Origin of the sequence: Pseudogracilibacillus sp. SO10305, assembly GCF_037072005.1 — a bacterium.
In the GTDB taxonomy this organism is placed as follows: Bacteria; Bacillota; Bacilli; order Bacillales; family Amphibacillaceae; genus Pseudogracilibacillus; species Pseudogracilibacillus intestinigallinarum.
The window spans coordinates 260,863-274,586 of sequence record NZ_JAXHDE010000002.1 but is presented as its reverse complement, the minus strand read 5'-3'; the positions used below and the strand labels follow the sequence as shown (position 1 = coordinate 274,586).

13 protein-coding genes are annotated in these 13,724 nt (G+C 35.0%); 9 read left to right on the top strand and 4 right to left on the bottom strand.

Features of this window, described 5'->3' with window-relative positions; all coding sequences use genetic code 11:
• The first annotated feature begins 168 nt into the window (after positions 1–168).
• The 4 genes from SPD45_RS03925 to SPD45_RS03910 all read left to right on the top strand — a co-directional run bounded on the left by SPD45_RS03925 (position 169) and on the right by SPD45_RS03910 (position 4,724).
• Positions 169–1,224, top strand: coding sequence for a DUF5105 domain-containing protein (locus SPD45_RS03925; RefSeq protein WP_336266378.1), 1,056 nt, complete (start codon positions 169–171; stop codon positions 1,222–1,224).
• Entirely contained in the window at positions 1,225–2,274 is a 1,050-nt protein-coding gene (locus SPD45_RS03920) for a TcaA second domain-containing protein (protein ID WP_336266376.1), read from the top strand. It abuts the gene before it with no gap.
• 119 nt (positions 2,275–2,393) lie between these two features.
• The gene (gene dpaL / locus SPD45_RS03915) at positions 2,394–3,605 is read left to right on the top strand and encodes a diaminopropionate ammonia-lyase (RefSeq protein ID WP_336266375.1); all 1,212 of its coding nucleotides are present in this window, start codon (positions 2,394–2,396) and stop codon (positions 3,603–3,605) included.
• A gap of 57 nt (positions 3,606–3,662) precedes the next feature.
• Positions 3,663–4,724: a DUF5105 domain-containing protein gene (locus SPD45_RS03910; protein WP_336266374.1), complete on the top strand. Its 1,062-nt coding sequence runs from the start codon at positions 3,663–3,665 to the stop codon at positions 4,722–4,724.
• Positions 4,725–4,874: 150 nt separating this feature from the next.
• Here the strand turns inward: SPD45_RS03910 and SPD45_RS03905 are convergent, their stop codons facing one another.
• Positions 4,875–5,303 carry a MarR family winged helix-turn-helix transcriptional regulator gene (locus SPD45_RS03905; protein WP_336266373.1) on the bottom strand — a complete coding sequence of 143 codons (429 nt, stop codon included), beginning with the start codon at positions 5,301–5,303 and terminating at the stop codon, positions 4,875–4,877.
• Between the two features lie 199 nt (positions 5,304–5,502).
• On the opposite strand from SPD45_RS03905, the gene SPD45_RS03900 reads away from it, so the two are divergent.
• Positions 5,503–6,663 (top strand): MFS transporter, encoded by a 1,161-nt coding sequence (locus tag SPD45_RS03900; RefSeq protein ID WP_336266393.1) that lies wholly within the window; start codon positions 5,503–5,505, stop codon positions 6,661–6,663.
• A gap of 133 nt (positions 6,664–6,796) precedes the next feature.
• On the opposite strand, the gene SPD45_RS03895 is transcribed toward SPD45_RS03900, so the two are convergent.
• Complete coding sequence (locus SPD45_RS03895) at positions 6,797–7,018, bottom strand: hypothetical protein (RefSeq protein ID WP_336266372.1); 222 nt, start codon at positions 7,016–7,018, stop codon at positions 6,797–6,799.
• A gap of 311 nt (positions 7,019–7,329) precedes the next feature.
• Here SPD45_RS03895 and SPD45_RS03890 point away from each other — a divergent pair, with 311 nt between their 5' ends.
• From SPD45_RS03890 to gnd, 4 genes are read left to right on the top strand one after another with little or no spacing between them, the layout of a single operon-like run.
• Positions 7,330–8,064 (top strand): GntR family transcriptional regulator, encoded by a 735-nt coding sequence (locus SPD45_RS03890; protein ID WP_336266371.1) that lies wholly within the window; start codon positions 7,330–7,332, stop codon positions 8,062–8,064.
• 4 nt (positions 8,065–8,068) lie between these two features.
• Positions 8,069–9,580 carry a gluconokinase gene (gntK, locus tag SPD45_RS03885; RefSeq protein ID WP_336266392.1) on the top strand — a complete coding sequence of 504 codons (1,512 nt, stop codon included), beginning with the start codon at positions 8,069–8,071 and terminating at the stop codon, positions 9,578–9,580.
• 16 nt (positions 9,581–9,596) lie between these two features.
• Complete coding sequence (locus SPD45_RS03880) at positions 9,597–10,955, top strand: gluconate:H+ symporter (RefSeq protein WP_336266370.1); 1,359 nt, start codon at positions 9,597–9,599, stop codon at positions 10,953–10,955.
• Between the two features lie 60 nt (positions 10,956–11,015).
• Positions 11,016–12,413: a decarboxylating NADP(+)-dependent phosphogluconate dehydrogenase gene (gene gnd / locus SPD45_RS03875; RefSeq protein WP_336266369.1), complete on the top strand. Its 1,398-nt coding sequence runs from the start codon at positions 11,016–11,018 to the stop codon at positions 12,411–12,413.
• Positions 12,414–12,468: 55 nt separating this feature from the next.
• On the opposite strand, the gene SPD45_RS03870 is transcribed toward gnd, so the two are convergent.
• Both SPD45_RS03870 and SPD45_RS03865 read right to left on the bottom strand, forming a co-directional pair.
• Positions 12,469–13,026 carry a hypothetical protein gene (locus SPD45_RS03870; RefSeq protein WP_336266368.1) on the bottom strand — a complete coding sequence of 186 codons (558 nt, stop codon included), beginning with the start codon at positions 13,024–13,026 and terminating at the stop codon, positions 12,469–12,471.
• Positions 13,023–13,670 carry an SCO family protein gene (locus SPD45_RS03865; protein ID WP_336266367.1) on the bottom strand — a complete coding sequence of 216 codons (648 nt, stop codon included), beginning with the start codon at positions 13,668–13,670 and terminating at the stop codon, positions 13,023–13,025. Before SPD45_RS03865 ends, SPD45_RS03870 begins: the two co-directional genes overlap by 4 nt.
• Positions 13,671–13,724 lie beyond the last annotated feature (54 nt).

Genomic DNA, 13,724 nt, shown 5'->3' with positions numbered 1-13,724 from the left:
ATATAATTTTAGCTAATTTCAGCGAATATATAATAATATAAATGAAAATAGTTGCATATATATGAGAGGTAAAATAGGGACTTTTAATGGTAAATTATAATAATGTTTTTAGATATATATACATATATAACTATTTTCTTTCGCAAAGGCATGATAAGGGGGATTTAAATGAAGAAAAGTATTAGTGTTGTTTTAGCAATCGTTATGTTGCTAATATTTACGGCTTGTAGTGCTGGTGAGGATAAAAAAGCAGATTCATCTGGGAAAAGTAAAGTGTTAGAAGCAACAGTAGAAGATGGGGCGTTCATTTTATCGTCTAAAAATGATGAGTTTGATCCTGAAGGAGATACAGGGACGATTAAATTAAATGTTGCTGTAAAAAATAAAACAGACAGTTCAATTAATATATTTCCAGAAAATGATATGCAATTATTTGATGGAGAGGAACAAATTGACGCGGTAAGTATTTTTGATGCTTCCATTGAATTAGAAGTCCCATCAAACACATCAATAGGAGCAGATAAAAAGAAAACGTTTAGTGTGTTATTTGAAGTGGAACGAGACAAAGAATATGAATTAAATATTGAACCACTTTTAATGTCAGGTGAAGAGGTGGAGCCGGTAACATTTAGTGTGGATATGAGTGAATTCGAGGATACATATGAGGTGTTGCAAGAACCAGTAGATGCATTAACGGCTTATATTGACACCATTTATTTTGATGAGAAAGACGATAAGCTAGAGGAAATGATGCAAGTAGATGTGGAAGAGCAGTTAAAAGATGCTGAAAAGGAATTTACGCAGTTTTTAGATGATGCAACATTTAAAGAGATATCCAGTAAACAGGCGGCGAAACTTTATGATACATATGTAGAAACATTAAAAGATAAGGGAGAATTTCATATTCAATTAAAAGGAAACTCTGGTGAAAAAGCGGTAGTGGAAATGGAGTATATTGGTATTTCGGCAATGGATGTTGGTGATGAATTTTCGAATGTCCGAAAAGATTACCTAGAGAAATCTGCTGACTATAATACGAAAAAAGCAGATGAATATGCAATTTCTAAGTTAGATAAAATTATTAGTGGGGTAGATTCTAAAGAGAGCCGTAACAATCTTGAGATTAGAATGGTGAAAAAAGACGGAAAATGGGCATTTGAAAGTGGATACTCAGATGTTGCAAAAGAGTTAAATGAAATCTTTGCAGGTGGAAGAATTTATTAGATGAATAAAAAAATTGGTATTATTATAGGAATAGCAATCATAGTTTGTGCTGTGATTGCTATTTTTCTTCATATGAACCGTTCTAATGATATTGTATCCACATTTAATGATGCTATCGAAAATGAGTCTGTCGATCAGTTAGAAGACTTGTTTAGGATGGAAGATAATCAGTTAGATCGTTTGATTTTAGAAAATTTTTTAGCATTACTTTTAAAAGATGAGAAAAAATTGCATGAAGTAATAACTAGTATAGATCAACAAATAAAAGAAGGGCTGAAAGATACTACTGCGGTCGTACAAGTGAACGAGGAAGAAAAACAGTACGGAATATTTCCGACTTACTCGTTAACATTGCAGAAAAATCAATTACAACTGGAAGGATTAGACTTAAAAGATATAGTTGTAAAGGCGGATAACTTTACATTGAACGAAACGAAAAAAGGTTCTTTCACTTATGGTCCGCTATATGCTGGAACACATACGATAGAAGTGGAGTTTGAAAATGAATTAGGTACATTCCATACAGCAGAAGAAATAACGGTTTGGAAGGAAGATAACATAGAAATTACAATAGACGAAGAAGAGATTGTGAGAAAAGACTCGCATATAATGGAAGAGTTGTTTGAATTTGCTGGGTTAATTACAAAAAGCTTACCAGAAATTCCAATAAATGAGTTTGATGATCGTAGACTTCGTATTGAAGATGGTTTAGAAGAAAAACTTCTGAATGAGAGTAGTTCTGTCTTAGATCGTCCCGCTTTAACGTTTCAGGAAGCAAGTGTGGAAGAAGCCTCTTATCATATGCTCTTCATTGATCATCTATGGCAAAGCGAAGTACGTCTTATAGCAAAGTATAAAGATGATAAAGGGAAAGAATTATATGTTTTATATGAAATGGACTTTTTCTTTGACAGTTATATAAATGAATGGATAGCACAATTTATTCATCTTAGTGAAGGGGAAAAATCAGTGCTTGAATTATGGGATAGTGAGTACTATTATCATTCGGATGATTTAATAGAAGGCGGTACATTTGATTCTGTTATGTGAATAAGAGGGTAGATTTTGTCTCATTTTTTCTTTTAAACCTCGTTATCCATCTCATATTGACGAAATTCGATTTCATAGTATGCTTATCTTTATATATATTGTAAAGGGGATAAAGCAAAATGAGAGACAAAGTGAAAGCGGTGCAAAATACATTTTTTGATGCAACATTTAATGAAACCGAGTTACAATATTTTTCAAAAGACGTTATGCAAAAAGTTTTTCAATTTCAACAGACGAGTGAAAAGTTTACGAAAACCCCATTCATCCCATTAGATCAATTAGCTGCTTATATAGGTGTTGAAAAAGTCTTTGTAAAAGATGAATCTAAACGATTTGGCTTACATGCGTTCAAAGTAATGGGTGGTATTTATGCAATTGGAAAATATATCGCTCAATTACTAGGAAAAGATATAAGTGAAGTGACATTTGAACAATTACGATCTGAAGAAGTAAAAGGAAAAATTGGAGAAATCACGTTCATTTCTGCAACGGATGGAAATCATGGACGAGGTGTTGCTTGGGCAGCAAGGGAATTAGGACAAAAAGCGATCATTTATATGCCAAAAGGTTCTTCCAATCATCGTCTACAAGCGTTAAAAAATGAAGGGGCACAAGCAGAGATAACAGATGTAAATTATGATGAAACTATTCGTATTTGTCACCATCTTGCGGAAGAAAATGACTATGTCATGGTTCAAGATACGGCATGGGAAGGATATGATGAAATTCCATTATGGATTATGCAAGGCTACGCAACGATTGTCCAAGAAATTTATGAAGACTTAAAAACGATGGATGAAGCACCACCAACACATGTATTTGTTCAAGCTGGTGTCGGTTCTTTTGCGGCGGGAATAGTTGCTTCATTTATCCAGTTATATGGAACCGAGGAGATGAAGTTTTTCGTTGTAGAACCTAATTTAGCAGATTGCTATTATCGCTCCTTTGCGAATAATGGTGGAAATATGGAGGCGGTCACAGGGGATATGAATTCGATCATGGCAGGATTATGTTGTGGAGAACCGAACGTAAGAGCATTTCGGATTTTAAAACAATATACGAATACATTTTATTCTTGCGAGGATGATGTCGCTGCATTAGGTATGCGTATATTAGGGAATCCTTTAGAACGTGATGAAAAAATTGTTTCAGGGGAATCTGGTGCGGTTTCTCTTGGATTAGTATATTATTTGAAAAAGTATGCTACTTCATTGGCAGAACAAATTGGTTTAGATGAGCATGCACGTATCCTTGTTATTAATTCAGAAGGGGATACAGACCCTGTCCATTATCGTGATGTCGTTTGGTTAGGTAAAAATGCAAATATGTAATTAAACCGTTTCCATTTAATGGTATAATATGTGTAAAGGCATTAGGAGTGGTATGGTATGGGAAGGTTAGTTTCAATCCTCGTTATTATTGTTGCAACAATTTTACTTATCTTTAACATTTATCGGCAACAAGCGCCGGAGGATGTTCAAAAAGATAGTAAAACTAACGGGAATTTAGAAGTGCATATTGAAGATGTACAGTTTGTTCAAGTGGAAAATGGTCCTTCATATAATCCTGAAAATGAAGAAGGTACGGTAAAGATAGAGTTGAAAATAAAAAACAAAACATCAAACACTTTACCGGTCCGTCCAGAATTCGATATTGTTTTATATGACGATGATAAACAAATAGATGCATTACAAAACGTATCAGATCCACTTATAAGGAATCAGCTTTATCAATCAAGTTCCATCTTGGCTGGAAAGCAAAAATCATTTATTGCTTTTTTTACGGTAGCATTTGATACAACATATGATATGCATATTTCACCTAAAGCGAACTACGGAAATGAAGAAGTGGATGATGTTACGATTCCATTAGATGTTAGTGAATATGAGGAGACATATGAACAAATCAATGAGCCAGTAGAGGTATTACAAGCTTATGTAGATGCAGTCTATTTTCAAGAAGATGTAGATGTAGATTTAGAGGGGGAAATGGATGTAGATATTAAAGCACTACAAGCGGAGGCGAAGAGTGATCTCCTTCAATTAATTACATTTAGACGTTCGGAAAAATTACCAGATAAAATCGCTGACCGATTTTATCAAACATATATTAATATGTTAAAGAAAGAGGGAGAAGTGAATAGCTCGATCATCTCTTATAATGAAAATAATGCGAGAATGCGTTTAACATATCGCTTACCAGATTACTCCAAAATATTAACAGATATGTCTGAAGTTCGGTTAACATTACGAGAGGAAAAGCAAATAACCGAATTAAAAAATGCAGACGAAGATACGTGGAAAGAAATAGATGGATTAATTGAAGGGGTACAGATGGGAAGTGGCCAAATTGAAGTTGATTTGATTAAAAAAGACGATAAATGGATGTTTGATTCTAATTATTCCGACGGTGAAAAGCGAATTAAACGTATATTTGGTAAAGGGTATTAATGAAAAGATGAGGCGGGAACAGTGTAGAACAGAAGAAAGACTTTCGGTGAAAAAATTTACCGAAGTCTTTTTTTATTAGCTTCATTGTTTGGAGTTTTTTTACTGATTTATTTGTTAAGGATAAAGGGTCTAATCAAATCTTAGCCTCTTTTATGATTCGTTTTGTTCCAAATTTTCGCTTAGTTGCTGCAAGATTCTTCGTAAGATTAACTTTTCTTCTACTATAAGGCCATCTAATAAAATGTCCCGATGTTCTCGCCAAATCTGATAGACAGGTTCTTTCAAGTTTCGTCCTTTTTCAGTTAAAAAGACGTTGATGACACGACTATCCGTTTCCCCACGTTTGCGTTCAATAATACCATCATCTGCTAATTTTTTAAGCATATTGCTAATCGTAGATGCTTCTGTTCCAATGCGTTCACGTAATTGTGTTTGTGTTAAACCATCTTCTATCCATAAATGATATAAAACATGCTCTTGTCCACGATGGAGTCCTATTTGTCGAAAGGCTTTTGCAAATTGTTTTCGTGTTAAAGAAGAAATGGTATGAAGGTGTTCTCTAATTTCTTGATCTATCATCATGCATTCCACCTTTTAGTTAGTATGCTAATTATAATATTTGTTCGTACATTTGTCGAATCATGTACATATATATAGTTAGTTTCCTAACTATTATTAATTCGATTTTCCTTTACAAATCATTTATTGCTCTTTATAATGGGCTTTATGTTTAGTTAGTGTCATAACTATTTTTGAAAGGGAGATTGAATTGAATCGAATGCTTAAGCCGACGATCATATCGATCGCAATGGCAACTGTCATGGCAGCTGCTGCAATATCTCCTGCACTTGGACTTATTGCACAACATTTTTCGGAAGCGGATGAAATTTGGATTAAACTCGTTTTAACTGCACCGTCCTTAACCGTTATTCCATTTTCGTTTCTATCAAGTTATTTAACGAAAAAGTTGCCGAAAAAGGTTATCGTATTAATCGGGATATCTATTTATATTATTGCAGGTGTAGGGGCACAATTTTCTCCTTCTATTGAAGTATTATTAGTATTACGGTTCTTGTTAGGGGCAGGAGTAGGACTTGTGATGCCACTTGCACTGACATTAATTAGTGACCATTATGATGGGAAAGAACGAGCAAAAATGTTCGGATATAACACCGCATTTAGTAATGTTGGTGGAATTGTTACGATACTACTAGCTGGATATTTAGCTTCCTTAAGTTGGAATGCTGCATTTAATGTTTATTGGTTAGGGCTCGTTATTTTTGTGCTCGTTTTATTTTATTTACCAACGAATGAGCCGATAAAAGTAGATAAACATAAACGTCGTGAAAAAGTGCCGTTTTATGTCTATGGATATGCGTTAGCAGCTTGTGGTGTCATGCTCGCGTACACGGCAATCGGTACGAATATGGCATTGTTTTTAGAACAAAATAATTTTGGTAGTTCACAAACTGCTGGTCTTGTACTAGCATTCTCCACAGTGGGTGGATTAATGACGAGCTTATATTTCGTTCATTTGCAATTTTTGTTTAAGGATCATTTAATTGCAGCTGGATTGCTAGTGATGGGGCTAGGATTTGTCATCATTATATTCAGTCCAATCGTTTGGCTTATTTTAGTCGGTGTTTGTTTCGTTGGATTTGGACAAGGAATTTTATTCCCTGTAATTAATATGAAAGTATTAGCAGAAGCATCTCCGACAATTAGTGATAAGGTTGTTTCGATAGTATCAAGTATGATTTATGTAGGACAGTTTATTTCACCAATTTTATTAGATGGAATTGGAAAAATAATGTCGATGGGAACGGTTCGTTTTCAATACGGTGTATTAGCGACTGCACTTATTATTTCAGTTGTTAGCATGTATGTATATCGCTTCTTTTTTACGAGGAAAAATGAATCTGTATCTTCATCTGCGTAATAGGAAAGATGGAGTTTGGAACAATGTGTATGTTCTTTACAGGACAGAAATTGTTGAAAAACATTAAAGTTTACAAAGTAATTTTATTATTTACTTTTAATGTCTTGTGTAACATGTTCCAAACTCCATTATTTTATTGTTGTACGAGAGATTTCAGTGTTGCAAATGCGTCTTTTGCGTGTTCTAGATTTTCATGAATTTGATGCACATACTCTCTTGGTGATCCAAGATGTGCATAAATTGATCGACATTGCACTTTGAATTTTGAACCAATTTTTACAATTTCTACAAATACTCCTTTTTCTCCTTTGTACGTGCCATCCTCAAACTTTTCTTGTTTTACAATTTCAGCCAAATAAAACCCTCCATCATAAAATTTTACTCCGTATAAGGAATGTAGAGTAATTATGTACCTCATTCCCTTTGCTTAAAAGATAAAACGTCTTTTCTTGTTTATTTTTAAAAATATCTTTTCTACAAAATGAAATCGCTTTAAAAATGTCATACTTTTAATTGTGTACTTGTATACAAGTTGTGGTAAAATGAATTTGAATATAAAAACAGTACAAAAATGAACAGATAATTGTTCGACTTTTGGGAAATGAAAAAACGACGAAGCTCTATATATAGCAATAGATAGGAAAGAATATGTAAAGGAGAATGCATATGGGTGTCATTAACATATATCCGAATAAATATGTGTTACAACATTTATCTATCGGAAAGCAATTAGAGAAAGAATTGCGTATACGAATTATTTCACAACATATTCAAGTGGGGGAAATATTATCAGAGAATCAAATTGCGAAAGCGTATAATGTTAGTCGTTCGCCAGTTCGTGAGGCGCTACGTACATTAGAAAGTGAACGATTGCTCCGTCTAGAACGAATGGGTGTCGTCATATTAGGCATGTCAGAAAAAGATATTGAAGAAGTATATGATGTTAGATTAATGATTGAATCATTTGTCATGAAGCGACTGTTAGAAAGGGAAAATAACGATGCACTCGTAAAGGAATTAAGAAAAATACATGAAATGATGCATGTTGCGATTAAATTTCAAGATATGGATGAGTTTTCATTACAAGATATGAATTTCCACGAAACGATTATTCGCTCAATCCAACATCAACAAATGACCATCGTTTGGGAACAACTTCGCCCTGTGATGGAATGTTTAATAATATTATCGATGCGTTATCGTGGATTAACGAATTACAGAGATTTCGAACGAATCCTTACGAACCACGAACTCATTATTGATGCGATTGAAACGAAAGAGAATACTAAAGTAGATTTAGCATTTGAAAGCAATTTTAATGACGTTCAAAATGGTGTCGAAGATTTATGGACGAATCCCGAGATGTTAAAAGAAGTGAGGGAGTATGTTGAAGAGAACTAATTATATGATCGGTGTCGATATAGGAACGACAAGTACGAAAGCTGTTTTATTTAAAAAAAATGGAGAAGCCGTCTATAAATCGGATGTTGGCTATCCACTTCATTCACCGAATGTGGCAGTTGCGGAACAAGATCCGGAAGAGATTTTTCAAGCTGTAATAACAACGATCAAAGATTGTGTTGCAAAAGCAGGAGATGGAACGATTCATTTTATTTCATTTAGTGCGGCAATGCATAGCGTGATTGCAATAGATGAAAACGATCAAGCTTTAACGAAATGTATCACTTGGGCTGATAACCGAAGTGCTAAATGGGCGGATCTCATTCGCAAATATCATAATGGACATGCAATTTATCGGAATACTGGAACACCAATCCACGCCATGTCCCCTTTAAGTAAAATAATGTGGTTAGAAAATGACCATCCAGAAATAGCGATGAAAACGAAAAAATATATTGGGATTAAAGCATATATATTTTTCCGTCTGTTTGGACAATATGTAGTGGACCATTCGATTGCTTCCGCTACAGGAATGATGAACTTAGAAAAATTGACTTGGGATGAAGCTGCATTAAATATAGTGAAAATTACGGAAGAAAAACTTCCGAAACTTGTGAAAACGACGAAAAAGTTTCATGACGTAAATAGTAAATATGCAGCTGAAATGGGCTTAGATGGGGAGATACCCTTTATCATTGGAGCAAGTGATGGCGTATTATCAAATGTTGGGGTTGGCGCAATCGAAGAAGGAGATGTCGCTGTAACGATAGGTACGAGCGGTGCAGTACGAACGATTATTGACCAACCAAGAACAGATGAAAAAGGCCGGATATTTTGTTATGCATTAACAGAAAAGCATTGGGTTATTGGGGGACCAGTTAATAATGGTGGCATGATTTTACGTTGGCTGAAAGAGGCATTAGCGACGAGTGAAGTAGAAGTTGCTAAAAGTCTCGATAAAAATCCGTATGATATGTTAACAGAGATTGCAGCAGATGTCCCAGCAGGAGCGAATGGATTATTATTTCATCCATTTTTAGCGGGAGAAAGGGCACCATTTTGGAATCCGAATATGCGTGGTTCATTTATCGGTTTATCGTTAACACATGAAAAGAAACATATGATTCGCGCCGTATTAGAAGGTGTTATGTTTAATTTATATAGTGTATTAATTGCTTTAAACGAAGTAATGGATACGTCGATTCATACTGTAAAGGCTACAGGAGGTTTTTCTCGTTCACCACTGTGGCGTCAAATGATGGCGGATATTTTTGATTTAGAAGTGTCTATTCCACAAAGTTATGAATCATCCTGTTTAGGTGCATGTGTACTCGGCATGTATGCAAACGGAGAAATAGATGATTTCTCTCACGTTACATCGATGATTGGTACGACATTCACACATACACCAGAAGTAGAAACGCGTAAGACGTACAAAGAGTTAATGGCTATTTTTATTCGTACATCACGAATATTAGAAAAAGAATACGAACAATTATCAAAACTACAAAGATAATTTAGGAGGGAATACAATGAATGAATTTTACCCGTTAATCATTGTTGCTTTAGGTGTCATTGCGTTATTAATTTTAATTATGAAATTACAAATTAATACATTTATATCACTTATTATCGTTTCATTTTTAGTTGCATTCGCATTAAAAATGCCGGTAGATGAAATAGTCGGGACGATTACGGATGGAATGGGTGGAACACTTGGAAGTATCGCACTTATTTTTGGTTTAGGGGCGATTTTAGGTAGACTCGTATCGGATGCTGGCGGAGCACAACGAATTGCGATGACATTGATTGATAAGTTTGGAGAAAAGCATATTCAATGGGCAGTCGTTATAGCTTCGTTCATTATTGGTATTGCATTGTTCTTTGAAGTAGGTTTAGTTTTATTAATTCCAATCGTTTTTCAAATTGCAAAACAGCTACGTGTATCCATGTTATATTTAGGGATCCCGATGGCGGCAGCATTATCTGTCACACATGGATTTTTGCCACCACATCCAGGTCCGACCGTTATTGCACAACAATTTGAAGCGAACATCGGTTTAGTTTTATTATATGGATTTATTATTGCTGTTCCAACAGTTATTATTGCAGGACCGGTTTTTGCTTATGTATTAAAGAAGGTCGCACCAGATGTATTTACAAAAAGTGGCGATGAAAGTGCCATTGGCGAAGTGAAGGAGTTTAATTTAGCAGACACGCCAAAGTTTGGTATAAGTGTGTTAACTTCCTTATTTCCAGTTATATTAATGGCAATATCAACGATTGTAATGTTATTACAAGATGTATACGGCTTACAAGAAAATATCGTCACAAAATCATTACAATTTATCGGAGAACCGACAACGGCATTATTGATTTCCGTCTTAATTGCGATTTATACGATGGGAGTTGCACGAAATATTCCAATGAAACAAGTGATGCATTCCGCAGAAGAATCGATTAAAGCAATTGGTATGATGCTTCTAATTATCGGTGGTGGCGGTGTATTTAAACAAGTTCTCATTGACGGTGGTGTCGGTGATGCTGTAGAACAAATTTTCACAGGAGTAAATATTTCTCCTATTTTACTCGCTTGGATTATTGCTGCTGTTTTACGTATTGCATTAGGTTCTGCAACAGTTGCAGCATTAACGACAGCAGGACTTGTTATTCCTCTCATGCAAGGGTCTGATGTCAATGTCGCATTAATGGTACTTGCTACAGGAGCAGGAAGTTTAATTGCATCTCACGTAAACGATGCGGGATTTTGGATGTTCAAAGAATTTTTCGGTTTAAATATAAAAGAAACATTTTACACATGGACATTATTAGAAACTATTATTTCGGTTGTCGGGTTAATTTTCGTTTTATTATTAAGTGTATTTGTATAAAAATAAAAACAATATGAAACATGAATATTTTCATGTTTCGATTAGAAAGGAAAAATGGAAATGAAAAATACAATTGGGTTGTATGGACTTGGTGTCATGGGGGCGAGCCTTGCGAAAAATATGTTGAACAAAGGTGAGCGTGTTGCATTATACAATTATACGGATGACTTAACGACACAATTTATGGAACAGTTCCCACACGAGCATGCTGATCCTTATACAGATCTTTCTTCATTTGTGCAATCATTGGAAAAACCGCGGAAAATTTTTCTAATGGTTACGGCAGGAGATGTAACAACATCTGTCATTGATAGCCTTTTTCCGTTGTTAGATGAAGGTGACATTATTATGGATGGCGGGAATGCAAATTTTATCGATTCGAATGAACGTTACCAAACATTGCGGGAACATGGCATCCATTTTATTGGTGTTGGTGTATCTGGTGGAGAGGAAGGAGCGCTTCACGGCCCATCATTAATGCCGAGCGGGGATAAAGCAGCATATGCAAAGGTTAGTCCCATTTTAGAAAAAATTGCTGCACAAGTTAATGGGGAACCGTGTTGTACGTATATAGGGAAGGAAGGCGCAGGCCATTACGTTAAAATGGTGCATAATGGCATTGAGTATGCCGATATGCAATTAATTACGGAGACATATCAGTTTTTACGTTATGTCGTTCATCTAAGTCCAGATGAGATTGCGAATATTTTTGAAGCGTGGAATGAAACAGAATTAAATAGTTATTTATTAAAGATAACGACACATATTTTACGTCATAAAGATGAGGAAACTGGTAAACCGATTGTCGATATTATAATGGATAGAGCCGGACAAAAAGGTACTGGAAAATGGACGAGCATGAATGCTTTAGATCTTGGAATTCCGTCAACGACTATTTCGGAAGCAGTTTTTGTTCGATTTTTATCTGCATTAAAAAAAGAACGGATGATAGCAAAAGATGTATTACAAGGTCCTATAAAAGAAGAAATTCAGCAGAAGGAAACAGCAATACAACATGCAAAAGAAGCTTTACTTTTTGGACGTGTAATAGTGTATACACAAGGATTTATGCAATATAAAGTTGCATCAGAAACATATGGGTGGGATTTACAATTAGACCATATTGCTAAAGTGTTCCGTGGTGGATGTATTATTCAATCCGATTTATTACATCCAATTCGTGATGCATACCGTAAAAACCCGGCATTAACGAATTTATTGCTAGATGATTATTTCAAATGTCTCGCAAATGATCATCAAGCAAGCATGCGTGCATTTTTAATGGATGGAATTGCAAGTGGTGTCTCCCTACCAACATATAGTGCGGCGATGGCATTTTATGATGGATATCGTGCAGAGCGAAGTGGAGCAGAGCTTATTCAAGCACAACGTGATTATTTCGGTGCTCACACATATGAAAGAGTAGACCGTGAAGGTGTGTTTCATACAAAATGGTAAAAGAAAAATCTCTCCGTAGTTTTGTACTACGTGAGAGATTTTTTGTTAAAAGCAATTATTCATATTGGGAGTAGTCGATAAATGTTGCTTGTAAAACATAGACTGTTAGACTGATTGCGATAATTAAAAATCCCCATCCAAGTGCTATTTGTTCGACAAGTAAGTAATTATTACATAATTGTTCATCGATGAAAATATAGATAAATCCCATAAGGAAATACAACCCGCTTATAAGGGACAAACTAATAGTTTTACCTCGGTCTGTCAGTTTACTCCAACTATCACGTAATGGTATACCAACTAAAAACGGCCAACTTATAAATTTAAATATCTCTACTGATGTATTCATTAATGCTTCATCCATCGTTCGGGGGAATAGCCAATAAATAACGATGATGAAAAAGAGTAACATCCCAGGGATTCCATTTTCATTCCACTTATGAAAAAAAGTAGGGAACCACTTTTTAAATTGTGGGTACATAAGCAACCCAACGATTGCGAGAAATGGCATTTGCATATGCATATGAATACTCATAATAGATTCTGTTAACTCGATGACAGGGGGCATCATGAGAAATACATATAAAATAACTCCATAAATAAATTGTTTCATGATGTTTTCCCCCCTTTTTTAATGGTTGAACGGTTGGTTTGTAATAGATCATTTACTGTTTCAGCTGCTTCATCAATTTCTGTAAAGTCGAGAACATTGATTAAAGTTCCTTCACGGTCCACCATATAGAATGCTGAGTTATGTTGGAAATGGCCATTTTCATCTGGTATGACGATGACACCGAAAGAATCTAATAGTTGTTGCAATGCTTTTTTATCATTGATTCTTGCCATGCGCCATGTTTCTCCATCACTATGAAAAAATTCACGATAACGTTCTAATACTTCAGGTGTATCGTTTTTAGGGTCAAAACTAATACTTAAAAAGACGATATCCTCTCCCTTATATGTCTCAGGAATTTGTTCATATACTTCATACATATTCAGTTCGAGTTGAGGACAAACATCGGTACATGCGGTGTAAATAAATGTAATAAAAACATACTTCCCCTTAAATTCATCGAATGAATACGTACGTTTTTTAGAATCTTCTAGTTCAACATTCGGGAATGTAGGTTGTTGTTCAATCAGTTTATGAGTACGTGCTGTTTCCGTTGTGAATGCTTGAAATCCATCAGTACCGAAGAAAAATAATCCAAGCCCGAACAATAAAATGACAGTGATCGATATTTTTGTCTGTTTCATTTTCCTCCCTCCTACCATTAGAAATGATATATACGTATGAAGAAATGTACGGGA